The 23,845-nt window shown below is 67.3% G+C and carries 25 protein-coding genes and 1 pseudogene; 13 read left to right on the top strand and 13 right to left on the bottom strand.

The window, feature by feature from the left end; all coding sequences use genetic code 11:
- Positions 1–143: 143 nt before the first annotated feature.
- The gene (locus ACOZ38_RS17325) at positions 144–1,109 is read left to right on the top strand and encodes a hypothetical protein (RefSeq protein ID WP_424531806.1); all 966 of its coding nucleotides are present in this window, start codon (positions 144–146) and stop codon (positions 1,107–1,109) included.
- A gap of 18 nt (positions 1,110–1,127) precedes the next feature.
- Here ACOZ38_RS17325 and fabI read toward each other — a convergent pair whose 3' ends face one another.
- Positions 1,128–1,892: an enoyl-ACP reductase FabI gene (fabI, locus tag ACOZ38_RS17320; protein WP_405147995.1), complete on the bottom strand. Its 765-nt coding sequence runs from the start codon at positions 1,890–1,892 to the stop codon at positions 1,128–1,130.
- A 1-nt stretch (position 1,893) separates the two neighbouring features.
- Positions 1,894–2,598, bottom strand: coding sequence for a 3-oxoacyl-ACP reductase FabG (fabG, locus tag ACOZ38_RS17315; RefSeq protein WP_424531804.1), 705 nt, complete (start codon positions 2,596–2,598; stop codon positions 1,894–1,896).
- 76 nt (positions 2,599–2,674) lie between these two features.
- Here fabG and ACOZ38_RS17310 point away from each other — a divergent pair, with 76 nt between their 5' ends.
- Entirely contained in the window at positions 2,675–4,174 is a 1,500-nt protein-coding gene (locus tag ACOZ38_RS17310) for a TldD/PmbA family protein (protein ID WP_424531803.1), read from the top strand.
- On the top strand, positions 4,171–5,538 hold the full coding sequence (locus ACOZ38_RS17305; RefSeq protein WP_424531801.1) for a metallopeptidase TldD-related protein: 1,368 nt from the start codon (positions 4,171–4,173) through the stop codon (positions 5,536–5,538). Before ACOZ38_RS17310 ends, ACOZ38_RS17305 begins: the two co-directional genes overlap by 4 nt.
- 98 nt (positions 5,539–5,636) lie before the next feature.
- Here ACOZ38_RS17305 and ACOZ38_RS17300 read toward each other — a convergent pair whose 3' ends face one another.
- Positions 5,637–5,849 (bottom strand): dodecin, encoded by a 213-nt coding sequence (locus ACOZ38_RS17300; protein WP_405147989.1) that lies wholly within the window; start codon positions 5,847–5,849, stop codon positions 5,637–5,639.
- A gap of 94 nt (positions 5,850–5,943) precedes the next feature.
- On the opposite strand from ACOZ38_RS17300, the gene ACOZ38_RS17295 reads away from it, so the two are divergent.
- A complete protein-coding gene (locus ACOZ38_RS17295; RefSeq protein WP_424531799.1) occupies positions 5,944–6,255 on the top strand; it encodes a DUF3099 domain-containing protein in 312 nt (103 codons plus the stop codon).
- Positions 6,256–6,452: 197 nt separating this feature from the next.
- Here ACOZ38_RS17295 and ACOZ38_RS17290 read toward each other — a convergent pair whose 3' ends face one another.
- The 3 genes from ACOZ38_RS17290 to moaA are packed head-to-tail and all read right to left on the bottom strand — an operon-like array spanning position 6,453 to position 8,521.
- Positions 6,453–6,710, bottom strand: coding sequence for a DUF6457 domain-containing protein (locus ACOZ38_RS17290; RefSeq protein WP_405147986.1), 258 nt, complete (start codon positions 6,708–6,710; stop codon positions 6,453–6,455).
- A 43-nt stretch (positions 6,711–6,753) separates the two neighbouring features.
- Positions 6,754–7,530, bottom strand: coding sequence for an NTP transferase domain-containing protein (locus ACOZ38_RS17285; protein WP_424531797.1), 777 nt, complete (start codon positions 7,528–7,530; stop codon positions 6,754–6,756).
- Position 7,531: 1 nt separating this feature from the next.
- Positions 7,532–8,521, bottom strand: coding sequence for a GTP 3',8-cyclase MoaA (moaA, locus tag ACOZ38_RS17280; protein ID WP_424531795.1), 990 nt, complete (start codon positions 8,519–8,521; stop codon positions 7,532–7,534).
- A 491-nt stretch (positions 8,522–9,012) separates the two neighbouring features.
- Here moaA and ACOZ38_RS17275 point away from each other — a divergent pair, with 491 nt between their 5' ends.
- On the top strand, positions 9,013–9,321 hold the full coding sequence (locus tag ACOZ38_RS17275) for a hypothetical protein (RefSeq protein ID WP_424531793.1): 309 nt from the start codon (positions 9,013–9,015) through the stop codon (positions 9,319–9,321).
- A 431-nt stretch (positions 9,322–9,752) separates the two neighbouring features.
- Here the strand turns inward: ACOZ38_RS17275 and ACOZ38_RS17270 are convergent, their stop codons facing one another.
- Together ACOZ38_RS17270 and ACOZ38_RS17265 are read right to left on the bottom strand one after the other, a co-directional pair.
- Entirely contained in the window at positions 9,753–9,992 is a 240-nt protein-coding gene (locus ACOZ38_RS17270) for a hypothetical protein (protein WP_424531792.1), read from the bottom strand.
- Positions 9,993–10,008: 16 nt separating this feature from the next.
- Positions 10,009–10,392 carry an ATP-binding protein gene (locus ACOZ38_RS17265; protein WP_424531790.1) on the bottom strand — a complete coding sequence of 128 codons (384 nt, stop codon included), beginning with the start codon at positions 10,390–10,392 and terminating at the stop codon, positions 10,009–10,011.
- A gap of 33 nt (positions 10,393–10,425) precedes the next feature.
- Here ACOZ38_RS17265 and ACOZ38_RS17260 point away from each other — a divergent pair, with 33 nt between their 5' ends.
- The 3 genes from ACOZ38_RS17260 to ACOZ38_RS17250 all read left to right on the top strand — a co-directional run bounded on the left by ACOZ38_RS17260 (position 10,426) and on the right by ACOZ38_RS17250 (position 13,262).
- A complete protein-coding gene (locus tag ACOZ38_RS17260) occupies positions 10,426–11,394 on the top strand; it encodes a helix-turn-helix domain-containing protein (protein WP_424531788.1) in 969 nt (322 codons plus the stop codon).
- A complete protein-coding gene (locus ACOZ38_RS17255; protein WP_424531787.1) occupies positions 11,384–11,587 on the top strand; it encodes a DUF397 domain-containing protein in 204 nt (67 codons plus the stop codon). The genes ACOZ38_RS17260 and ACOZ38_RS17255 overlap by 11 nt, the downstream gene beginning before the upstream one ends.
- A gap of 520 nt (positions 11,588–12,107) precedes the next feature.
- On the top strand, positions 12,108–13,262 hold the full coding sequence (locus ACOZ38_RS17250) for an RtcB family protein (protein WP_424531786.1): 1,155 nt from the start codon (positions 12,108–12,110) through the stop codon (positions 13,260–13,262).
- A gap of 1,398 nt (positions 13,263–14,660) precedes the next feature.
- On the opposite strand, the gene ACOZ38_RS17245 is transcribed toward ACOZ38_RS17250, so the two are convergent.
- Both ACOZ38_RS17245 and ACOZ38_RS17240 read right to left on the bottom strand, forming a co-directional pair.
- Positions 14,661–14,906, bottom strand: coding sequence for a hypothetical protein (locus ACOZ38_RS17245; protein ID WP_424531784.1), 246 nt, complete (start codon positions 14,904–14,906; stop codon positions 14,661–14,663).
- 618 nt (positions 14,907–15,524) lie between these two features.
- Positions 15,525–16,313 carry a hypothetical protein gene (locus tag ACOZ38_RS17240; protein ID WP_424531783.1) on the bottom strand — a complete coding sequence of 263 codons (789 nt, stop codon included), beginning with the start codon at positions 16,311–16,313 and terminating at the stop codon, positions 15,525–15,527.
- Between the two features lie 359 nt (positions 16,314–16,672).
- Here ACOZ38_RS17240 and ACOZ38_RS17235 point away from each other — a divergent pair, with 359 nt between their 5' ends.
- Both ACOZ38_RS17235 and ACOZ38_RS17230 read left to right on the top strand, forming a co-directional pair.
- Positions 16,673–17,110, top strand: coding sequence for a hypothetical protein (locus ACOZ38_RS17235; protein ID WP_424531782.1), 438 nt, complete (start codon positions 16,673–16,675; stop codon positions 17,108–17,110).
- Between the two features lie 244 nt (positions 17,111–17,354).
- Positions 17,355–17,924 carry a hypothetical protein gene (locus tag ACOZ38_RS17230; RefSeq protein ID WP_424531781.1) on the top strand — a complete coding sequence of 190 codons (570 nt, stop codon included), beginning with the start codon at positions 17,355–17,357 and terminating at the stop codon, positions 17,922–17,924.
- A gap of 72 nt (positions 17,925–17,996) precedes the next feature.
- Here the strand turns inward: ACOZ38_RS17230 and ACOZ38_RS17225 are convergent, their stop codons facing one another.
- Positions 17,997–18,392, bottom strand: coding sequence for a RidA family protein (locus ACOZ38_RS17225; protein WP_424531779.1), 396 nt, complete (start codon positions 18,390–18,392; stop codon positions 17,997–17,999).
- A 136-nt stretch (positions 18,393–18,528) separates the two neighbouring features.
- On the opposite strand from ACOZ38_RS17225, the gene ACOZ38_RS17220 reads away from it, so the two are divergent.
- The gene (locus ACOZ38_RS17220; protein ID WP_424531777.1) at positions 18,529–19,503 is read left to right on the top strand and encodes a helix-turn-helix transcriptional regulator; all 975 of its coding nucleotides are present in this window, start codon (positions 18,529–18,531) and stop codon (positions 19,501–19,503) included.
- 453 nt (positions 19,504–19,956) lie between these two features.
- Here ACOZ38_RS17220 and ACOZ38_RS17215 read toward each other — a convergent pair whose 3' ends face one another.
- Positions 19,957–20,607 carry an HAD family hydrolase gene (locus ACOZ38_RS17215; RefSeq protein ID WP_424531775.1) on the bottom strand — a complete coding sequence of 217 codons (651 nt, stop codon included), beginning with the start codon at positions 20,605–20,607 and terminating at the stop codon, positions 19,957–19,959.
- A gap of 1,066 nt (positions 20,608–21,673) precedes the next feature.
- Here ACOZ38_RS17215 and ACOZ38_RS17210 point away from each other — a divergent pair.
- The gene (locus tag ACOZ38_RS17210; RefSeq protein WP_424531773.1) at positions 21,674–22,537 is read left to right on the top strand and encodes a glycerophosphodiester phosphodiesterase; all 864 of its coding nucleotides are present in this window, start codon (positions 21,674–21,676) and stop codon (positions 22,535–22,537) included.
- Between the two features lie 39 nt (positions 22,538–22,576).
- On the opposite strand, the pseudogene ACOZ38_RS17205 reads toward ACOZ38_RS17210, so the two are convergent.
- Positions 22,577–23,349 (bottom strand): annotated as a pseudogene (locus ACOZ38_RS17205) (IS5 family transposase).
- 242 nt (positions 23,350–23,591) lie between these two features.
- Here ACOZ38_RS17205 and ACOZ38_RS17200 point away from each other — a divergent pair.
- Positions 23,592–23,774: a hypothetical protein gene (locus tag ACOZ38_RS17200; RefSeq protein WP_424531772.1), complete on the top strand. Its 183-nt coding sequence runs from the start codon at positions 23,592–23,594 to the stop codon at positions 23,772–23,774.
- Positions 23,775–23,845: the final 71 nt, after the last annotated feature.

Here is a 23,845-nt window from a genome sequence, read left to right as displayed (position 1 = left end):
GAATTCCGTTCGCGTATCACTACTCGGTACCGAATCGCACCTTTTCATGGAAAGACCGGCGTGTTGGCACACGATGGTCGAGGAGACAGCGGGAGGGGAGCCCGCGTCTCCACTACGCGTGTGGATGACGATGGAGGGGAACCATGCGTAAGGGGACGACCGCCATCTCGGCGGGAGCGCTGACGCTCGCGCTGAGCGGGGGGACGATGCTGCTGGTGGCGGCGCCCGCCACGGCGTCCTCGCCATCCTTGCTACGCGTGACCGACTGCGACAGAGGCGCAGGCCCGCTGTCCAGCCTCACCGGCCAGGTCTGCGACCTGGTGGGCGGGGTCACCGGAACGGTGGACGACCTCACGGGCGGCAAGGCGACGCCGGTCACCGGCCCCCTGAACGACCTCACGAACGACACGCTGAAGCCGGTCGCCGACACCCTCGGGAAGACGGCCGACAGGATCCTCGGCGCCACGGTGGATCCCCCCGGCGCCGCGGCCCCGCCCACCGCCACGCCGGTGCCGAGCGCGGAGCCGAGCGAGGCCTCCGGCGCCGCGGGCCTGCTCGGGGTCGACATCGACGCCGGGTGCCTGCCGGTGGTCTCGGCGCCCGGCTGCGGGCAGGCCGAGCCCTCCGCGGCCCCGAGGGCACCCGCCGGACGGGACCGTTCCATTCCGAGCCACCCCCCCGCCGTGCCGGCCCCGCTTCCCGCTCCGCGGGGGCAGTCCTCGCCGCCACCGGCCGGCTCCCCGTGGCAGGGCACCCGCACCGGCGGCACCGGGCTCGACGACCACGGTGCCCTCGGTGGCACGGTGGAGCGTGCCACGCCGTCCGCCCCGCCGTCGACACCGCCCTCGGCCGACGTGGAGTCGCCGCCGCTCACGCCCCTGTGGCCGGGCCAGCCCCTCCCGGTGCTGGCCGGCCGCCTGGACGCGCGGAAGGTCGTGCCGACCAGGCCGCCCTACGACGTGGTGGGCACCGCCCTGACGGCGGCGCTGCTGGCCTCGGCGATCCTGGCGACCCGCATCGTGCAGGCCCGCAGGATCGACGGCGAGCCGCGGTCGATGCCGTTCGAGGGCCTGCGCCGCCCCGACGCGGGGCGGCACCGCCTGGCCTGACCCGGGAGTGGAGGCGCGTCAGACGCCCATGGCGTGGACGCCGCCGTCGACGTGCACGATCTCGCCGGTCGTGGCAGGGAACCAGTCGGACAGCAGGGCCACGCAGGCCTTGGCGGCCGGGGCCGGGTCGGCGAGGTCCCACCCGAGGGGGGCCTTGGCCGGCCAGCTCTCCTCGAACTCCTTGAACCCGGGGATGCTCTTGGCCGCCATGGTGCGCAGCGGGCCCGCCGCCACGAGGTTGACCCGGATGCCCTGCTTGGCGAGGTCGCGGGCAAGGTAGCGCGAGCAGGACTCCAGGCCGGCCTTGGCCACGCCCATCCAGTCGTAGACCGGCCAGGCCTTGGAGGCGTCGAAGTCGAGGCCGACGACGGCGCCGCCGTCCTTCATCAGCGGCAGGCAGGCGACCGCCAGCGACTTGAACGAGAAGGTCGAGACGTGCACGGCCGTGGCCACGTCTTCCCAGGTGGTGTTGAGGAAGTTGCCGCCGAGCGCGGTCTGCGGCGCGAAGCCGATCGAGTGGACCACGCCGTCGAGACCCCCGAGATGTTCGCCGACGCGGTCGGCGAGGGTGTCGAGGTGGTCGGTGTTCTGCACGTCGAGCTCGACCACCGGCGGCGTCTCGGGAAGCCGCTTGGCGATGCGCTCGACCAGGCTGAGCCGGCCGAAGCCGGTGAGCACGATCTGGGCGCCCTCCTCCTGGGCCAGCTTGGCCACGGAGAACGCGATCGAGGCGTCGGTGAGCACGCCGGTCACCAAAAGCCGCTTGCCTTCGAGAATTCCCATGTCAGTGCCCCATTCCAAGGCCGCCGTCGACCGGGACGACCGCCCCGGTGATGTAGGCGGCGTCGTCGCTCGCCAGGAACTTGACCGCCCGCGCGATGTCGGCCCCGCTGGCGGCGCGGCCGAGCGGGATGTTCTTGAGGATGGCCTGCTGCTGCTCGGGCTCGAGCGCGGCGGTCATGTCGGTGTCGACGAAGCCGGGGGCCACGACGTTGACGGTGATGCCGCGCGAGCCGAGCTCGCGGGCCAGCGACCTGGCGAAGCCGATCATGCCGGCCTTGGAGGCGGCGTAGTTGGTCTGGCCGGCCGAGCCGAGCATGCCGACGACCGAGGAGATGAGGACGATGCGCCCGCGCCGCATCCGCAGCATGCCGCGCGTCGCCCGCTTGGCGACGCGGTAGGCGCCGGTGAGGTTGGTGTCGATGACGTCGGTGAAGGCCTCTTCCTTCATCAGCGGCAGCAGGGTGTCCCTGGTGATGCCGGCGTTCGCCACGACGACCTCGACCGGCCCGTGCTCGGCCTCCGCCTTGGAGAAGGCGACGTCCACGTCTTCTGAGCTTGTGACGTCACACTTGACGCCGAAGAGCCCCTCGGGGGGCTCTCCCGAGCGGTAGGTGACGGCGACGGCGTCACCCGCCGCGGCCAGCTCGCGGGCGATAGAGAGGCCGATGCCGCGATTTCCACCGGTTACCAGTACTGAACGAGCCATGGCAACGACGCTATCGCCTACTCACAGGTAAACCCTTATCCGCGCCGTACAAGATCACAGGGCTAGGATCGTGGACATGCGCCAGATCGATCCCGACTTTCTCGCCCTGCCGCTGCGGCAGCTGGCGGACGCGGCCCTTGAACGTGCCCGTGAGCTGGGCGCCGAGCACGCCGACTTCCGGCTCGAACGCGTGCGCGGCGAGACGCTGAACCTCTTCGACGCCCGCCTCGAAGGCTCCATCGACGCCGACGACCTGGGTTACTCCGTGCGGGTCATCCGCGGCGGCACCTGGGGTTTCGCGGCGGGCATCGAGCTGACCCCGCAGGCCGCCGCGGCGGTCGCCGAGCAGGCCGTCGAGGTGGCCAAGGTCGCCGCCGCCGTCAACCGCGAGCCCGTCGAGCTGGCCCCGGAGCCGGTCCACGCGGGCGTCACCTGGGTGTCGCCCTACGAGGTCGACCCCTTCACCGTGCCCCTGAAGGACAAGGCCGACCTGCTGGCCGACTGGTCCTCCGGCCTGCTGAAGGATCCCAGGGCCGACCACGTCTCGGCCTCGCTCATGCAGGTCAAGGAGCAGAAGTTCTACGCCGACACCGCCGGCACCGAGGCCACCCAGCAACGGGTCAGGATCCACCCGGTCCTCACGGTGATGCGGGCGGCCGACGGGCGCTTCGACGACATGCGCACGCTCGCCCCTCCGGTGGGCCGCGGGTACGAGTACCTCACCGGCACCGGCTGGGACTTCCCCGCCGAGCTCGCCACGCTGCCCGAGCTGCTGGAGGAGAAGCTCAAGGCCCCCTCCGTCGAGGCGGGCACCTACGACCTGGTCATCCACCCCTCCAACCTGTGGCTGACCATCCACGAGTCGATCGGGCACGCCACCGAGCTCGACCGCGCGCTCGGCTACGAGGCCGCCTACGCCGGCACGAGCTTCGCCACCTTCGACAAACTCGGCACCCTGGAGTACGGCTCGCCCGTCATGAACGTCACCGGTGACCGCACCGCCGAGCACGGCCTGGCCTCGGTGGGCTACGACGACGAGGGCGTGGCGACACGGCAGTTCGACATCGTGCGCGACGGCACGCTGGTGGGCTACCAGCTCGACCGCCGCATGGCGCTGCTGAAGGGCCTCGGCTCCTCCAACGGGTGCGCGTTCGCCGACTCCCCCGGGCACGTCGCGATCCAGCGCATGGCCAACGTCTCGCTGCGGCCCGCGCTCGACGGCCCCTCGACCGACGAGCTGATCTCCCGCGTCGAGCGCGGCCTCTACGTCATGGGCGACAAGAGCTGGTCCATCGACATGCAGAGGTACAACTTCCAGTTCACCGGCCAGCGGTTCTACCGCATCGAGAACGGCCGGCTCACCGGGCAGGTGCGCGACGTCGCCTACCAGGCCACCACCACCGACTTCTGGCGGTCGATGGAGGCGGTGGGCGGCCCGCAGACGTACGTGCTCGGCGGCGCCTTCAACTGCGGCAAGGGCCAGCCGGGCCAGGTCGCGCCGGTGAGCCACGGCGCCCCCTCCGCGCTGTTCCGCGGAGTCAAGATCCTCAACACTGTTCAGGAGGGCGGAAAGTGACTCCTCAGGAGACCGTCGATCGTGCCCTTGCCCTCAGCAAGGCGGACGACTGCGTCGTGATCGTCAACGAGGGGTCCACGGCGAACCTCCGTTTCGCCGGCAACACCCTGACCACCAACGGCGTGGCGCGCTCGTCCCAGCTCACCGTGATCTCGATCACCGGGCGCGGCGTCGGCGTCGTCTCGCGCTCGGCCGTACGTCCCGAGCAGCTCGCCGACGTCGTCACCGCGGCCGACCTGGCCTCGCACCAGGCCCCGCCCGCCGAGGACGCCCGGCCGCTGGTCGCGGCGGCCCAGTCGCCCGACTGGGACCGGCCGGCCGAGTCCACCTCGATCGGCGTGTTCGGCGAGTTCGCGCCGGCGCTCGGCGAGGCGTTCGCCGGGGCCGAGACCGCCAACCGCAAGCTGTACGGCTTCGCCGAGCACACGGTGACCTCGACGTTCCTCGGTTCCTCCACCGGGCTGCGGCTCCGGCACGACCAGCCGACGGGCCGGCTGGAGCTCAACGCCAAGTCGCCCGACATGAGCCGTTCCGCCTGGACCGGCGTGGCCACCAGGGACTTCACCGACGTCGACGTCGCCTCGCTGGACGAGACGCTCGCGCGCCGCCTCGACTGGGCCAAGCGCCGCGTCGACCTGCCCGCCGGCCGCTACGAGACGCTGATCCCGCCCACCGCGGTGGCCGACCTGATGATCTACCTCTACTGGTCGGCGGGGGCCAGGGACGCCGCCGACGGCCGCACGGTCTTCTCCAAGCCCGGCGGCGGCACCCGGGTGGGCGAGTCGCTGTCGGCCTCCGCCGTCCGGCTCCACAGCGACCCGGCCGCCGGAGGCATCGAGTGCGCGCCGTTCGTGGTCGCCCACGCGGGCGGCCGCGAGCGGTCGGTCTTCGACAACGGCCTGCCGCTGTCGGCCACCGACTGGGTCGGCGACGGCTCGCTGGCGGCTCTGCTGCAGACCCGCTACTCCGCCGAGCTGACCGGGCTCGCGGTGACCCCGCCGATCGACAACCTGATCATGTCGGGGCCCGGGGGCGGGCGCTCGCTGGACGAGATGGTCGCCTCCACCGAGCGGGGCCTGCTGCTCACCTGCCTGTGGTACATCCGCGAGGTCGACCCCCAGTCGCTGCTGCTGACCGGCCTCACGCGTGACGGCGTCTATCTCGTCGAGAACGGCGAGGTCGTGGGCGAGGTCAACAACTTCCGGTTCAACGAGAGCCCGGTCGACCTGCTCGGCCGGCTCACCGAGATCGGCCGGGAGGAGCAGACGCTTCCCCGCGAGTGGAACGACTACTTCACCCGCACGATCATGCCGGCCGTGCGGGTGCCCGACTTCAACATGTCGACGGTCAGCAAGGCCAGCTGAGGCGCCTTCGCCGGTGCCGGGAGCCCTTCTGTCTCTCGGCACCGGCCTCAGAGGGCTCTCACAGGGCTCTCACGGGGCTCTGGGAGCCGTCCGAGGGGTCAGGAGTCCTCCAGGCGGAAGCCGACCTTCATGCCCACCTGGTAGTGCCCGATCTCGCCGTCCTCGATATGGCCGCGGACCTCGGTGACCTCGAACCAGTCGAGGTGCCGCAGCGTCTCGGCGGCACGCCGTATCCCGTTGCGGATCGCGTGGTCCACGCTCTCCGACGACGTGCCGACGATCTCGGTCACGCGGTACGTACGATCGCTCATGCGACTCTCCTCACCATCGGCCTTGATCGTATGACGGCCGGGTCTCCCACGGCCGCCGTCGGACCCCCCTGCCCGAAGGTCTACCGTGGAACTTGTGAAGGTATGGCATGGCCGTACGGTCGTACATCAGGTCACCGACGCGAGGCCCTCGCTCACGGCCGACATCGGCCGCAGGGAGAAGCGCTATTTCATCCAGATGGGCATCCGCACCCTGTGCCTCATCCTTGCCGTCGTGCTCAACGTACCCTGGCCGATCAGAGCGCTGCTCGTCGCCGGGGCGATCTTTTTGCCCTACGTTGCCGTCATCGGGGCCAACGAGCCGACTCGTGGTGTGAGCTCGCCCATTGACTCGGAACTACCTAACCAAACCGAGATACCAAGGCACCGACGCGAGATCGGGTCGTGACAAAGTCTTGACGCACCCCATGGGTTGTAGGTGTACGCTTTAGACAAGCGCTCTGGTCCCCCGTCGGAGCGCTACTGCCGGCGTTCCGGGCCCCCGTCGGAACGCCGATGAAGCGAAGCCGGGTGGTTTGCCCCCGTAACCACCCGGCTTCGCCCATTTCCGCGTTTAAACATCCGAAATTATGTAATTAGGCTGACTCAACGGTCACCCAGCGTCTCCGCTGTGGCCTGACCCCAGTTCCGCGCCAGCGTCGACAGGCGCTCCAGCGCCTCCGGTGACGCGGTGCCCGCGCCCTGCGCGAGACCGAGCAGGTACGCCGTGAGCGGCGCCGCCGGCCGGGCCACCCCGTGGGCGACGTCCCTGGTCAGGTCGAGAACCGCGTCGCGATCCACTTTCTCCGGGTCGATGCCCAACTCCTTGCAGACCAGCGCCGTCCACTCGACCAGCACGTTCATGAGATCCCTTTCGTCCTAATCATTGGCGAACGACAAAGCCCGTTCAACGTTTGTCGGTCACGCTCGGGAATCGCTTCCTGGCGTCACTCACGTCGTCGAACGTGTCGCAATCGAACCACGGAACACGGCCGTCGTCGCCCACCACCAGGCTGAGCCGTACCGGTTCGAGCGGGCCGAGCAGCCCGTACAGGGACCGCCCGTCGTACGCCGCCAGCGCGCCGGCGAGCGCGTCCGTGCGCCAGACGCCGGTCAGCCACTGCTCGCGCCCGCCGTCGTCCACCAGCACAGCACCCGGCCGCGGCCCCGCCGCCGCGCGTAGCGCCTTGACATGTCCTGTCAGCAGGAACGGTAGATCGGCCGCCAGCAGCGCCACCCACGGCGAGGAGACCCTCGCCAGTCCCGCGCGAAGGGCGGGGACCGGTCCGCCTCCGGGCGGGTCCTCCCGGACGAACTCGGCGCCCGCCAGGCCGGGACGTTCGGGCCCCACCACGACGAGCCGGACGGCGTCCGGGACCGAGGCGACGACCCGCTCGATCAGCGTCAGACCGCCCACGCTTACGCCGGGCTTGTCCCCTCCCCCGAGCCTGCGCGCCCCGCCCCCGGCCAGGACCACCGCGTCGTACGGCCCGGGCGGGTCCACCTGCTGGTACGGACTGGACGGGTCCACCGGCTCGTACGGACTGGACGGGTCCACCGGCTCGTACGGACCGGACGGGGCCGCCTGGTCGTACTGGCCGGGTGGGACCGGATGCTCGTAGGTACCTGGCGGGGCCGCCTGCTCGTACGGGCCGCGCGGGGGCGCGTGCTCCCCGGGGGGCACCTCAGCCGCCGATGGCCGACATGGGGCGCGCCGGCTGCAGGAAGCTCGGATCGTCGATGCCGTGCCCGGCCCGCTTGCCGCGCACGGCGGCGACCCACCGCGCGGCGAGCTCGTCGTCCGAGGCGCCCGCGCGCAGGCCCGCGCGCAGGTCGGACTCCTCGGTCGCGAACAGGCAGCTGCGGATCTGGCCGTCGGCGGTCAGCCGCACGCGGTCGCAGGCCCCGCAGAACGGGCGGGTCACCGAGCCGATGACCCCGACCCGCGCGGGGCCGCCGTCCACGAGGAAGATCTCGGCGGGGGCGCTGCCCCGCTCCCCCGGGTCGTCGGGGGTGAGGGTGAACTCGGGGGTCAGCATGGCGAGGATCTCGTCGGCGGTGACCATGTCCTCGCGGCGCCAGCCGTGCTGCGCGTCAAGCGGCATCTGCTCGATGAACCGCAGCTCGTACCCCTTCTCCAGGCAGAACCGCAGCAGCTCGGGCGCCTCGTGGTCGTTGACGCCGCGCATGAGGACCGCGTTGACCTTGACCGGGCGAAGGCCCGCCGCGTCGGCGGCGGCGAGACCCGCGACGACGTCCGCCAGCCGGTCGCGGTGCGCGAGCCGTACGAAGGCCTCGCGGTCGAGGGTGTCCAGCGAGATGTTGACCCGGTCGAGGCCCGCGGCGGCCAGCGGCGCGGCGAGGCGGGCCAGGCCGATGCCGTTGGAGGTGATCGACACCTGGGGCCGGGGCCGCAGCGCCGCCGTGCGCGTGACGATCTCGACGAGCTCGCGCCGGAGCAGGGGCTCGCCGCCGGTGTAGCGGACCTCGGTGATGCCGAGCCGCTCGACGCCGATCGTCACCAGGCGGCAGATCTCGTCCGCGGTGAGCAGGGCGGGCTTGGGCAACCAGTCGAGCCCCTCCGGTGGCATGCAGTAAGTGCAGCGAAGGTTGCACTTGTCGGTCAGCGAGACCCGGAGGTCGGTCGCCACTCGCCCGAAGGAGTCAACGAGCACCGGGGGGCCTCCTGTCGTGCGTGCGGGTGTTACCGGTCAGACCGCCAGCCTACGGCGAACCGCGAAACCCCCTTCACGTTAGGCCTCATCCCCGGCCTCCGGGGCCCCCAGCCCGACCTTCTGGGGTCTTCTAGGGTCACCAGCCCCTGTCCGGGGACTTTCCGGCAATGAGCCGCGTTCCGGACTTCTCCCAGATTGCCCAACCTGCGGCACGGCCCCTGACCTTGCTCTCCGCTTCGAACCCTGATCCTTGCTCATGCCGCCATCCATCGGGGCCACGGCCTGGCTCCCTATCAACGGCCTAAGCCACCGAATTGGCCCTCGACCGGTGGCGGCGTGCCTCGTACTCTTGGTAGGTAGCAGGGGGGAGTATCCCTTCGCGACAGCGTCGTCATTACGGTGCCGCCTCCTATGGGCCCCCGGTGCTGCCGGTCCGCCACTCACGGGCGGGAGAGACCTCTGGTCAGCTTCGCGCTGCCAGGAGGCCGTCCGTGGTGGAGTTCTTCAAGACAGTCGGCGTCGGTGCCGCCATCGTGCCGCTCGCGATCTCGATCGTCGTGGTCGCCGCTGGGCTGACGGCTCTCTGGGCACCGACCTCCAAGCGCCAGGTCCGCGCGATCCAGGTTCTGAAGATCGTCCTGCGTACCGAACTCACCCGTCCGGCGGGGAGGCGCCGGCCACAGATCTTCCCCGAGAAGGTCGACCCGGCGAAGTTGCCGCCCGCCCCCGACTGCGAGGAGCCCGTGCGTACCCGGCGAAGGGAGCCGCGCGCGGCCCGGCGCCGCCAGGACCCGGAATGAGCGACCCGCCGAAACCCCCGCCTCTTCCCGGAAGCCTTGGCACGCTGCGGCAGGCTCGCGCGGAACATCAGGCTGAACAGTCTCGGCAACGACGGGGCCTGCCTGACCCTGGAGAGCGGCAGACGGTCACCGTCGGGGAGTGGCGGTTCGCAGGAAGCGGCTACCGGCATGGTGAGGCGTTCTGGGCTGAGGTCGTACGGGGGCGTATCTCGGCAACTCGGAAGCTCGCACGGGAACGGGACCCTGGGGAGTCCTCCGGTTGATGGGTGGCTGACCTCGTACGGGAGTGCCGCGAGCCGACGTCAAGGGTTTATGTGACCCTTCTTCCGATTATTCGTCCTCATGGATGAGGGCGACGGCGCGCGGGATAAGGGAAGAGAACGCCCCGGCTCCTATGCGAGGAATTCCACCACGCGCCGCCTCCCCCCGCTTTAGGGACGGATCTCCTCGTCCGTCAGGGGATCAACCCCGAGTGAAATAGCCGCCTGCTCCAAGCCTTCACGGTCCGGGCCCCAGCGCTCGATCAGGTGGAGCGCCTGCTCCTGCTGACGGTCGGTCTCTACGCTGTCGGCTACCGTCTTGGAGGCCATGGCCGCTGTGCCGCGAGTGGCGCGCTTCTGCTCCTCGGTAGGTTCAGGACGGTTCCCGCTGTCGGGGACATGAAAGACCATTATCACCCCCATGCTTTTATTTGATCTGAAACCAAACCGTTCGCCCGGCGGCGTCGTCGTAGACGTTCCAGCGATGCGAGAGCGTTTCAACGAGCATCAGACCTCGCCCGCCTTCGGCGAACATGTCCCCGCGAACGCGCGGGGCTGTAGCGCTTCCGGCGTCCACTACGTCAACGTGTATGAGGTCGTAGCAATCAGCAATGGCGAGCGTCACCCTTCCGCCGTCTCGTGAGTCGGAATGAACCACAGCGTTCGTGACGACTTCGGAAACCAGTAGGGTCACGTCATCCAAAGCCGGATGATCCTCGCCGAGTTTCTGCCTCACGTAATCGCGTGCTTGTGAGACTGACTCGGGAGAACCGACCAGATCGGTAACGCCTAGCAGGCTTCCCATCCTCATGCGCTTGCCTTTTCGTGTCGCCGGAAATGGTCCATGCGTCTTGGAGACTTCGCCTTATCAGATTGGCGACAGCGGGCTACGATCGGTAGTGGAATCGGCGTACAACCCCACCACACTTCCTGTGCGGTGGTCGGTATGGTGTCCGTAATACCCCCTAATTGGACGGTAGGTGAGCCATTGTCTGCCAGCAGGGAGATAGACCCCCACGAGTCCCCTCGCGCCCTGTTTGCCTTCGAACTGCGGAAACACCGAACTGACGCCAAGCTCACGCAGAAGCAACTAGCGAAACGCGTCGGGTTCAGTGAATCCATGGTGGGCATGGTGGAAGCGAGCAGACGGCCGCCATCCGAACGATTCGCCCAGCTCTGCGATCAGGCCTTAGGACTTGACGGCGCGATGACGCGCCTCTACATCGCCACCACATGGAACAAAGCGCCGGAATATTTCAGGCCGTGGCTCGAAGAGGAGCAGGACGCCACCGCGCTGAGAAGCTGGGAACCGATGCTGATTCCTGGCCTACTGCAGACGGAGGCCTACGCTCGTGAAATGTTCCTCACCTCGCCAGGCGTCAGCAGGGAGGAGGTAGAGGAACGCCTAGCAGGCCGAATGCAACGCCAATCGATCCTGCATCGAGACCGGCCGCCCATGTTCAGCTTCCTCATGGATGAGGCCGTGCTACGTCGGTCCATCGGAGGCCCCGAAGTGATGCGGGAGCAACTAGAGTCCGTGCTTGAAGTCGCCGAACACCCCAGGGTGACGATTCAGGTCGTGCCCTACGCCACTGAGGCACACTGCGGGCTGTCAGGCGGGTTCATCATCGCCGAACGGAACGGGTCCCCCTACGCGGCCTACACAGATAGCCAGCCCACAGGGCGCACGCTGGAAGATCGCCAGACAATCGCAGAGTTGGCACTCCGATATGACGCGATCAGAGCCGAGGCCCTACCGTTCAAGCAGTCGGTCAAGCTGATCAAGGAAGTGGTGAGCCAAAGTGACTGTTGACCTTCGGCACGCACAGTGGCGCAAGAGCACCTTCAGCGCAGACACGGGCAACTGCGTGGAGGTCGCATCGAACCTGCCCGGCATCTTCGCAGTCAGGGACAGCAAGAACCCAACTGGTCCGGCCCTGGTGGTTGAGCCCGGCGCGTGGTTGGCCTTCGTAAGGGGTGTCAAGGCCGGGGCATTGGGCGCATAAGTGCTGGACTGGGGCCCCCGCTCAGGCGGGGGCTCTCTCGCGTCCGATCCCCTTAGCAGCTCAACGAGACGGCATGGATAGACGCTCGGTGGGCTGGCTCAGGAACGAAGCGCCGGACCGTCGATCGCCCCCAACCCCGTACGTTGATCGGCAACTTCCTGGCGATCGTGGGGCGTCTTGATGACTGCCTCACTGGTGTACAGGTCGCATCTGTCGGGGCCGGCGCCTGAGGACAGCGCACCCCCGGGACCGGCCCCCAAGCCTCTCGCCCGGGAGCGCTAGCCGCCCGCAGGGCGGCGGCCCGACTTCGCGTGTCCATTCACCAGCGACGTACACCGTTGCCCCATCTCCAACGGCAACAGACGGCGTTGACGCCGACCGAGGGCCATCGAACGATCAGGCAGCGGCGACGGGCAGACGGGGTGACTCCGAGGTGAAGCCGCGCGGGAGCGTTGAATAATGAGTGGGATATCAGCGAGGACTTGGGCAAAGTAGATCTCGATCAAAGAGGAGATCCACCATGCCGAACCAAATCGCACCGAACCTTCTGTCGTGGGCCAGCGAAATAGATCCGGGCACGATCGAGCAGGCGGCACGTACCGCCCGCCTGCGTTTCGTTTCGGGTCATGTCGCGCTCATGCCGGATGCCCATATCGGCATTGGCGCAACAGTCGGATCCGTAATTCCTACCGAGGGTGCGATCATTCCGGCCGCCGTGGGTGTGGACATCGGGTGCGGCATGGTCGCGACCGAGACCACGCTTACCGCTGCCGACCTGCCTGACACACTGGCCGCATTGATGCCCATGGTGGAGCACCGCATCCCGGCTGGCGTCGGCAAGGGCCACGCCGACCCGTCCATGGACCGAGCCCTCAGCGAACTCGGACTCCCCCACACCGACCTGAACCCCAAGCAGACGAAGAAGGTAGCCGAGCAGTTCGGCACCCTCGGCTCCGGCAACCACTTCGTCGAGGTCTGCCTCGACGAACGTGACCGGGTCTGGACCGTGCTGCACTCCGGTTCACGAGGCATCGGCAACCAACTCGCCACGATGCACATCGTGGACGCCAAGAAGCTCATGAAGAAGCAGGCCATCGGCCTGGAAGACCCCGACCTGGCCTACCTGATCCAGAGCACACCGGAGTTCACCGCCTACATCGAGGACATGCTGTGGGCCCAGCGCTACGCCATGGCCTCACGCGCCCGCATGGACAAGGTCCTGATCAACGCCCTGTTCCGCGTCGTCGGCAAGGGCCAGCGCGTCCGCACGATCAACTCGCACCACAACTTCACCCAGCAGGAAACGCACAACGGCAAGGAGCTGTGGATCACCCGCAAGGGAGCCATCAAAGCCGACACCGGCGACGAGGGCGTCATCCCCGGCTCGATGGGCACCCAGTCCTACATCGTCCGCGGACTTGGGAACCCCGACTCCTACAACTCCTGCTCCCACGGCGCCGGCCGCCGAATGTCCCGCAGCCGAGCCAAGCGAGAGCTATCAGCCAAGTCACTCACCGAAGCGATGCACGGCCGAACCTGGAACGCAGACCGCGCCGCCGCCTTGGTGGACGAGCACCCCGAAGCGTACAAGTCCATCGACCAGGTGATGCAAGACCAGAAGGACCTGGTGGAGATCCAGCACACCCTGCACCAGATCTTCAACTACAAAGGCTGAAGCATAGTCAGCCAGGATCATCGCGCCCTTGGCGGCGACAGAAAGATGCTCCCCGGCGCGTTGCCGGGGAGCATCCCGCAAGCGCGCACGCATCCACAGCTTCGACCACCCCAGTCTGCTGCAGCTTGCGGCGACGGCGCGCAAGACGCCTTCGACCTGCAAAAACGCTTCCGTTGTTGCCATCGCTTGCCGCCGGTTTCCGCTGCGATGTGCCCCCAGTGCGCTCCCAAACGAGCGCCCAACGTGTGCCGCGTCGCGATCCACTCAAGAGGGAGGGCAGCGGAGGGGCAGGCCGAGAGGACTCACTGCATGTTCTCCAGATGCGGGTGGTCGAACGACACCGGGCAGATGTAGATCTGCATGTTGTAGCCGCGGCCGATGGAGACCATTGGAGGGTCGGAGGGCTCGCGGAGACCCACTGGTCCAGCCGGCGGTACGCGGTCTTCGAGGGGAATCCAGCTTCCGCTCCCACCGTCCCATTCACCGGAGCTGGCGGTCAGCAGCGGCCGGCATTCGGTCTTGCAGGTGGCACAGAGCATGGGCCACGGGTCGCAGAAGCTCCATGGCCCCCACCCGCCGACTTTCCATCCGGGGGCAACGGACAGCTCATACTGGTAGTAAGCGTGACCTCTTCCGTGATCTTCATCCTCCGGGTGGCTCTTGGCCCCTTCCGTGCGGCCCAGGCAGTGAGACGCTCCGCGAGCTCTTCTGGCAACTCGTGTGGAGCCGGGTACTCGGTGACGGGCTCCGGGTGAAGGATGCAGGGTTCGGGGACGTAGTTGCCGTCGTGGTCGACATCGGCCGGCTCCGGCGGACTGACCAGGGGCTCGACCACGCTCGCGGCGTCTCGCCACACCAGGCGGGTCGCAGGCAGTGAGGTTTCGTCGTGGTCGAGAGGGCACCACAGCACCTGGAGCAGATCCGCCCCATCGGGGCCGGTCAGCCCTGGGATGTCGCGCAGGTAGAGCTGCGCGACCGGCAGCAGGGCGTTCGGCTCGCCGTGCCAGGGGTGACCTGCTTGCAGAGTGTCCAATAGGGCCTGCTCCTCTGGGGAGAGCAGGTTCTCCTTAGGGCCACGGGGACGAAGCCATGCTGCTTCCAGCAGGGCACGACGCCTACGGACGTCGTCCAGCGACACCGGCAGCTGCCAATCATCGTGCGTTTCCGCGCAGACCGGCCACTCCTCGTTCGCGGGCCAGAGCAGCGGGCCACCAATGGAACTCCCGTAAGGAGTCGGTGTTCCGGGGCGCGGATGCAGCCGAACCGCCTGCCTGGCCAGCGGAGCCAGCTCAGGAAATATGGAAGCGATGTCAACCGGTCGCGGCGGGGTCGTCCGTACCATCAGAGCTCCTTCTACAGTCACCTGCGCGTGTCGGCGGACTCTACGTCAACGGACACTTAGCACGCGTGGCCGCGGTCCTCGATCGGGCTGTCCAGTTCCTCGTATGCCTTCTCGTATGTCCTCTCGAAGTCGGCGCGCGTCGGCCGCGACGAGCCGAGCACTCGGGTTATCTCCTCCTGGGTAAGCGGCCTGGCTGCGCAGACCTCTGCCTCTTCGCCCTCGCCAAGAACCGTGAAAATGTCCAATACCGAATGAGTGAACGAATGCCTTATGCCCTCGTCCTGCCACAGCTCTTCCACCATGAAAGGCCGAGGCCGTTCAGGATGTCCCCAGCGCCCGTCGTAGAGCCAGAGGTAGTCGCCTTCCCGAAACGCACGTTCATGAGCCGCCGCAAGTGCAGCCGGAACATCCTGTTGATACGGCGTGAAGTAATATCACCCTGCAGCGCCCACGATTCGTCCTCTCAGCCGACGACGCACCTGCACTGAAGCACGAAGGATGCTACCGATCGACGCCGACAAAACGGGGTCAGCCGCACAGTGCCCATAGATGCACGTTGTCATCAGCGCTGTCGTCAAAGCCAAACAAGAACCCCCCAGAGCATGATCGCTCGTGGCGTTTGGGCTGTTCAGGTGGTGTGGTCAGGGGCGGGTCGAACCGCGGACCTTCTGCGTTTCAGGTGGGCCGATCGCCCTGCTCGCGTATTGGAGACCGTGGTCAGAGGGTTGTGGACGGCTGCCGGAGTATGCCCTCGTGTGGGGACGTTGCTGTCATCTCGGTCATGTCACCCGATGGGCAAGGCCCGACGGAGGAGGGCTGCGGGATTCTTCTCCGGGGCGGACGAGGGCGACGTCACCCGTTCCTGGGACCGCACGCGTCCGGCGCACGATGACATAGGACGGGGAGCCTGCTTAATGCGTCTAAAACCACGCGATCATCCAGCGGCTCGTCGAGTCTGATGACGTCCTGGCCGGACGGCCGGTACCTGCGCACGGGCCGGCGCCCTGATCGGGGATGTCGAGCCCCAGGACCACCACATCGGGCTCCTCGCTCACTCGTAGGCTGACGTCGAGCGGTTCGCCGTTGCAGGAGCCGTACTCGTAGCTCACCAGCAGCATGCGTTCGTCGAGCACCTCGAAGTCCGTGACGTCGCCTGGCAGATGGTCGCCGACGGCGCCTTCGACGGTACCGACCGCCTCTTGATCGACCGCGAGCTGGTCAATAGGGCCGGGCAGGTTTGAGAAGTACAGCCGCCACGCGGGCACGGTTGCCATGCCGCGTACGGTCTTCAGCCGCATCGTCGTGAAGGTTGCGCCGGTCAGCTTGTACTCCTTGTCGTCGGGGAAGGTGTACTCCTCAGGCCAGGGGGACCGAGCCAGCAGCGCCTTTCGCGGCCCGATCACAGGAACCGCCATCGTGGATCCGTCGTCCCAGCGGACCTGCGCCCCGGCCGGCGGAGCGGGCAGCGAGCCGGCCACAACCCAGCCGTACTCCTCATCATGCTCGATCCGCTTATGCACCTCCGGCGGCATCACGCTCAGGTCCCCGACCGGGACGAAACCCTTGCGCCAGATCTCCGCGGCACCGCTGGTCCTCCAGGTCCAGACGGCTTGTGCGGCTTCGTCTTCAAACGTGCGCGGTCCGACCAGCAGAGGGCCACCGCTGAGGAGCAGCACCACCGCCAGAAGTGTCACGACTAGTCGCAGCATGCGGCGATCTTGACAGAATGGCGCTTCCGACGCCGACGGCTTCGACGACATCGAGCCGTCGGATGCGCCGATACGGTGCTGCTCCCACAGCCCTAGTTCGACCTGCTCGACCGCCTAGAGAACCTGACCTTCTGAACCCGTAACCTTCTGACGCTCCCGTAGAGGAAGGGCAGACACCCGCGACCTATGCTGCCCTCGCAGACTTGGGTGATCTCCGATGCGTGATCAAGTCACCTGCGAAAACAGCTCGATCATGGGGATGAGCAGCGGTTACGCTTGCGGGCGTCTCGCGTCACTTCTCGCTGCTTTGGTACTTCCACGGAACAGCGACGGAACAGAGCAGAAGCTTGGAGGCGCCCATGGCGATGCCCAGGAAGGGCTCACGGCTCATCAACGTCGACGGCACCGCCTTCCGCTGGCGGATCCGGCACAAGCCCACCTACCACCAGGGCAACGGCTGGAGTCCCCTCACCGTCACCGTTGAGCGGACCGAGGAGCCGGGGCGTGTTCTCGTGGTGTCACTTCCCTGCGCTCGGCCGGACAACTGGCTCGGAGAACGGACGATCGCGGTCCGCCCCGCCCTCGTCGCCGGATGCATCCGGCGAGCCATCGAACAGGGATGGAACTCCGGGCAACCGGGCTCGGCATTCACCCTCACCGTCGCCGAGGACGAACTAGCCGTGCTCCTGGCCGAACCACCTCAGTACCTGATCCCCTTCCTCTGGGGCATGATCCCTGAAGGCGGAGGCATCGAGGACCTCCCTCGATGCACCGAAATCTGGAGCCGGGACAAGTAAAACACCAGCCAGGCACCTTCTGACGATCCGTAGGGAAGGGCGGCATGCATGTCACACAGCTCGTCCCCTGGTCAGGAGGTAGATACGGGTCGGTGCCATGTATCGCGTAAGACGGTGTTGCTGTACAGCATTCTTCATCCCTCGTGAGTTGCGGCGTGGCCTCTCGCTGAATCGGCGTCGAGTGATTCCCCCAAAGATTGACTCTGAGCCAAGATGATCTGGGCACCGTGACGCAGGAGGGCACATGATCGTGTTCACGTGTGTGGACTGTGGTGCCTTGCTGACCTCACCGGTGTCGCAGTTCGCGCTCCCCGCCCACGCCCACGCCCACGCCCATCAGAAGTACGGCCATGAACTGCTTCCCGCGCTTCTTGAGCCTGGGACCTACGCGGTGAACCCAGAACCCTCCGGGCCGCCGTGGCGGCAGTGGAAGGAGATCGGCGCGGAGGAAGCGGAAGCCCGCGGCGTGTACGCGCCGGTCTACGCTCTGTCGTACGGGTCGCCGGGAGCGGTCGCGCCGGGTGACGTTCGCGGGACCGTTCTGATTCCGGAGCGATGCGACGGCTATTGTTGCGGTCTGGACGGCAGGGACGGCCCGAACCTGGCGTGCGCGCGGTGCGGGCGCGCCGTGGCCACCCTCATCGACGACTGCTCGTACTGGCAGGTGGTGTGGCTGGACCCGCGCGCCGTACGTCTTCTCGACGTCGATGCGCCCGCCCGCCGAGTGCTCAGTTGGGAGGAACGTCCGCGTGCCGCAGTCGTTGCAGGAAGGACTCGCCGCCGAAGCCATAGACGCCGATTGTCACCATCCTGAGCACCGGAAATCACCCACCTGCCTACTCCTCGTGCCGCCTCCGGCAGCCCTGCCGGAGGCGGCGAGGTCTCATCAGGCGACGGCGGTCCCCTCAAGCTCGACCATCAGGTCGGGGATCGCCAGCCGTGTCACCCCGAGCATCGTGGTGGACGGTGCCACCCCGGCGGCGCCCAACCGCGACGCCAGCACGCCGTAGTGCTCGAAGAGCCGATCGACGTCGGTCGTGTAGACGTTGAGCCGGACGAGGTTCGCGAGGGACATGCCGGCCTCGCCGAGCACGGCCTCCAGGTTGTCGAGGCTCAGCGCCAACTGCGCCGCCATGTCATCGGTATGCTGGGGCTTGCCGTCGCCGCTCATCCCGGTCTGCCCGGCGCAGTACAGGGTCCGGGTGTGCCCAGAGACGATCTCACCCTGGTTGTACCCCAGCTCCACCGACCACGCCCACGGGTTGACCGCAGTTCGCTCCATTGCCACATTAGCTCCATTCGATTCGTCGACATTACGTACGTCGATCGGCTCGGTAGCCGCCATCTTTTTGGTTGTGTTGATGAGCCTCCCAACAAATCACGACATCTTGTGTCGTGTATTTCGGTAAAGTTCTCGTATGCGCGCCGACCGGTTGGTCTCGCTGGTGCTGCTGCTGCGCCAGCATGGTCGGCTGTCCGCGACCGCGCTGGCCCGCGAGCTGGAGGTATCCACCCGCACCGTGCTGCGCGACATCGAGGCGCTGTCCGCAGCCGGCGTCCCGGTCTACGCCGAACGCGGCCGGCACGGCGGTTTCGCGTTGTTGCCTGGTTTCCGGACCGAGCTCACCGGACTGAACCACGACGAGGCCCTTGCCCTGCTGGTCGCCGGATCGCGGCGCGGCGCGCAGGCATTCGGCCTCGGCTCGGCGCTCGCTTCGGCGATGCTCAAGGTCGTTGACGCGCTACCCGAAAGCTATCGGGACACCGCGGCCGACGCGGCTGAGCGATTGCTCATCGACCCGGAGACCGACCTCCTCTCGCGTCGGCTGGTCGGTGAGGAGGCGCCTGACACCATAGTGGCCGAGGTCCTGCGCGCGGTGCTCGCCGGACACAAGCTGCGCATCCACTACGCGGCTGTGGACCAGACCCCGAAGTGGCGCACGGTGGACCCGATCGGCCTGGTCACCGTACGCGACCGGGGCTACTTGCTGGCCACGAGGTCTGGCGCGGACCGCACCTACCGGCTGTCCCGGGTCTTGGCCGCCAAGGAACTCGCCGAACCCGCACAGCGACCAGACCGGGTCGATCTGGACCGGTCCTGGCAGGAACGCAGCACCCAGTTTCGGACCGGCGGCGACCAAGTCACCGTGCTGGTACGGGTGGACCCGGCGCGGCGGGAGGACCTGGTGGGCACCGCGCTGGCCGTCCGGGCCGAAGAAGCCGACTCAGACGGCTGGCTGCGGCTGGAGGTGACCTTCCAAGATCCGAGACACGCCGAATGGGCGCTGTGGCAGCTCACCACGAACGCGGAAGCCCTCGCCCCGCAGTGGTTGCGCAATTCCCTGCGCAACCGCGCCGCCACGATCGCCACCCGCTACGGAGTGTCATCCTGAGAGTCGTCGCCTTCTGCGGGCCGCCGCCGACGCGATTCGGACCGCTCCATACTGGTAGGTGCCAAGCGCGCCGAACGACGCGTGCGCAACGCGCGGCGCTGCCTTGTAGCAGACGGTCATAGTCCATGCTGTACGCCCATGAAAAAGGCCCTTCCGGCCCTGCGGCGAACGAACCTGCCGGATCTCGAACACTGCAACTCCTGAACAGATCAGGTGTTGCAACGATCACTAGAACCCAAGCCGGATCATCCGGGAGGGCCTTTGAACTGGAGCCGCCTAAGGGAATCGAACCCTTGACCCCTTCATTACGAGTGAGGGGCACAGCCCTTGTCGACGGCTCCCCGTCCTGCTCGGGCGGTTGATGCGGTGTGGTGGCGGGTGATCGTATGAGGCGGTGTTGCTGTACGGGCTGCTGTAGTGCAGTCGTCCGGCTGAGCTGTACACAGCGACTGGCTACCGCTCCTCCCGCACTATCTCTATCGCTTGGATGACGTCGGAAACGACGTGGTCGGCGCCGTGCTCGCTGTCGGGCCGCGTGCCGCGGTCGACCCAGATCGTGCGCAGACCCGCGGCGCGTCCGCCGGCGACATCAGCGACGAGGTTGTCCCCAATCATCCAACCGCCACCATCGAGGGTCACACCACAGCGCTTGGCGGCGATCTCGAACAGCCCGATCTCGGGCTTGCGGATTCCTTCGGCCCCCGAGAGTGCCCATGCATCCACGACATCGGCCAGACCCGTGTTGCGGATCTTCCCAAGCTGGTTGTCCGCCATGCCGTTGGTCACGATCGCCACCAGCCACCCAGACGCACGAAGTCCGCACAGCCCGTCAAGAACCTCGGGCCAGCAGTGGACCAGGTTCGGCATGCGCTGACGGTAGCGACGCCACAGCTCGTCGACCGAATCCGGTAGAGCGAAGTGGCCTCGTACCTTGGTGAAGAAGACCTCACGGTGTGGGAAACCGTCCTTGTCGAGAGCGAACAGCCAGTCAACCGCCCCGGGACCCAGGTCGCGCTCGTCGGCAAACTCCCTAGCCCACGCTCGGAACGCCTCGTCAAGGTCAACGAGCGTGTTGTCCAGGTCGAAGAGGGCAAGCCGTTGCACAGCGGCCCATCTTACGCGGACAGATTCTCGGCCAGCTGCGGATTAAAAGTCGGCCGAGGATCGTCCATCGATGTCTAGGGATGTCGCGGGTACCTGCTCAGAGCGCACCCATCCTTGATCGACTTCCGTTGGTGTCCACCAGCGCCCAGGGACAGTGTTAGCAAGCGTGCTAGCAAGATCCTTGACCTTCGACGGGGGCGCTTTGGGCGGTGTTGCCGTACGGCGCTGCTGGACAGCATCTTCGAGGACGCAACCTGATCGTCAATAAAGGTCCCGGCCCACAGGAACGCCTTGGACCGGGAAATCTGTCGCCCCTGGTCATGAAGGTCAGCATCTGGGCGCCGCCGACCTCGATCTGTCCGGCCGCATGGGGTGAGCGGTCGATCTGGCGTATGACGACGGGGCCAAGCAGCAGTTCCTGGACCTGTGGCCGCGAGGTCGGCGCGCACCGTCGTCGGCGTACCCGAACTCCCTTACGGCAGCGTGGGGAGGTCGACGCGGTGGCGAAGGCGCGCTGCTCGGCTGATCCCGGCACGAGCACCGCGGTGCCGGTAATGCCGACTCCGGCGCCACACGCAAGCCGTGGGTCCCGGCGCGCGTCGCCGGCATGAGGGCGGCGGTCGGCTCGCCGCGGCAGTTCCCGCAGCCGGGTGACGTCGGTCAGTGGCCGAAGTCCGCCTTGTTAAGTTCCCCTTGGTCGAATGCTGCCGCACGTACGTGCTCATGGCCCGCTGAACTGGTGCGTCGCCTGCCTGGGGGCTTGACCGTGAAGGCGAAAGGATCCGTTCAGCCAGGTGAAATCCTCGTTAATCCCGCCTACAGCGCAGGTCACCGGAGGGGGCGCCTAGGCATTGGTCAGCTACCTCGTCGGCGCTTGGCGGATGCCCACCCTTACCCAGGAACGAGTGTCCGGTACCTACTGGCTGTGCCAGGGCGGTTCCCGATGTCCAGCTGCGTATCAAATCCTCATTTATGCGGCATTCATGGGTTACTCATGCGTCAACTACTCGTCGCGGATAAATGTCAGATTTGGGGCGAAGGTGTCTGCCTAAGCCTGAGGAGACCCATGTTGCGACGACTCGGCCTCACCATCACGACCACGCTGGTGGCCCTGACAGCGGCCGTGCCCGCTGCGACCGCCGCACCGACGTCCACGATCACCAATGTCGCCCACCGGGGGGCGTCCGCGCAGGCCCCGGAGAACACCATCGCCGCCTTCAAGCTGGCGGAACAGCAGCATGCCGACATGTCCGAGCTCGACATCCGGGAGACCAAGGACCACCAGTTGGTCGTCATGCACGACAAAACGCTCACCCGTACCACCAACGTCGCAAGGGTCTTCCCGGACCGGGCGCCCTGGCGGGTCGGCGACCTCACCCTCGCCGAGATCCAGAAGCTGGACGCGGGCTACTGGTTCGCCCGGAGATACAGCGGTGAACAGGTGCCCACGCTCGCGGAAACGCTGCGCGCGATGGACGGAAGCCGGCTCGGCCTGATGCTGGAGATCAAGTCGCCCCGGCTCTCCCCGGGTATCGAGGCCCGCGTCGCCCGCGAGCTGCGGCAGAACCCCTCATGGCTGCGCCCCGGCCGGCTCGTCGTGCAGTCATTCGACTGGGACTCAATGCGAAAGCTCCACCAGGAAATCCCTGAAGTGCCCATCGGCCTGCTCGGCACGCCGACCCCCGCCCAGATCCCGGAGCTCGCCGGGTTCGCCAGCTACATCGACACGCCGTACAAGCGGCTCACCTTGGAGTACGTCCAGGGCGTCCATCGTCACCACATGAAGGTCTTCGCCTACACCGTGAACGACCCCGACATCATGCGCCGCCTCATCTCCGACCGGGTGGACGGCGTCATCACCAACAGGCCCAACGTGATACACCCGCTTGTCCAGCCCCGCGCGACAGGAGTCTTGACAGGCGCGCCATGAGCCAGAGGCACCCGCTTTAGAACTACTAACCAAATGCGATTAGTGGTTGAGTCGGCGCCAGCAGATGATGGCTGAGGAAAGGATCATGAAGGCCTCATGGATGTCGTCGCGGATCTCCCAGGCGGATGCGTAATCGGCGAAACCAGTGCAGCAGGGCGATCGTCTGCTCGACCACCCATCGATGTACGCCCAGGCCGGAGCCGTGTGGGGTCCCGCGGCGGGGGATGATCGGCTCGATCCGCTTCTCCCGCACCTGACGGCGGTAACGGTCGTGATCGTAGGCGCGGTCGGCGTACAGCGTCCGGGGCCGCCGGCGGGGCTTGCCGACCTTGCCGCGGACCGGGGGGATCGCCTCGATCAAGGGCATGAGCTGGAGAATGTCGTTGTGGTGGTGAGCCCGACCGCCAGCGGGATGCCGTTCCCGTCGGTGATCACATGGTGCTTGGAGCCGGTCTTGCCTCGGTCGACCGGGCTCGGTCCGGTTTTGGGCCGCCCTTGAGCGCCCGGACGTGAGAGCTGTCGATCACCGCCTTGGACCAATCCAGCCGGTCAGCGGCATGCAGTTCAGCCGGCAGCAGCTGATGGAGCCGATCCCAGACGCCGGCCTGGTGCCAGTCGCGTAGCCGTCTCCAGCAGGTCATCCCCGAGCCGAAGCCCAGCTCCTGGGGCAGGAACTCCCACGGGATGGCGGTGTAGAGCACGAACAAGATCCCGCACAACGCTTTGCGGTCGTCGATCCGCTTGCGTCCGGGATTGCGGTAGCGGCGTTCGATCGTCGGCAGCAACGGCTCGATGCGTTGCCACAGCCCAATGGGTGGTGGCCGTGGACTGGCAGACCACGGTTCCGCGCAGCGAGGCTTTATGGAAACCAGGTATGTTCGCCAATCAGAACTCGGCCTGCAGGCTCCGATCAAGTTTCAGCATCGACGAAGCCACTCGGTATTTTAAGCTCGATGCTCAGGCGGCCCCAGACCGGTGACCTTATAGGTGCACGATAGGACGCTCTTGTTTGCGGTGAACGGATCACGTCGTTCACGGCTGAAGAGGGCTGGCCATGCGGCTGCTCGTCCTCGGACCGCTCGACATCGCGATCGACGGCCGGGCCGTCCCCTTACGCTCGGCCAAGCAGCGGGTTCCGCCGGCCGTTCCGATCTCCCGGCTGGGCGCCACCGAGCTTCGTGCGCGGGCCGACCACGCGCTCGGCCCGCAGGTCGTCCAACCTCCTGACCTGCGATGATGCCTTGCGTCAGGCTTCGGGGCGATACATCTCTTATCAGCATGGCAGGAAGCGGTCACAGCGGTGCAGCT

It is taken from the genome of Sphaerisporangium viridialbum, assembly GCF_049674955.1.
GTDB lineage: Bacteria > Actinomycetota > Actinomycetes > Streptosporangiales > Streptosporangiaceae > Sphaerisporangium > Sphaerisporangium viridialbum.
This window is presented reverse-complemented; position numbering and strand designations above follow the sequence as displayed.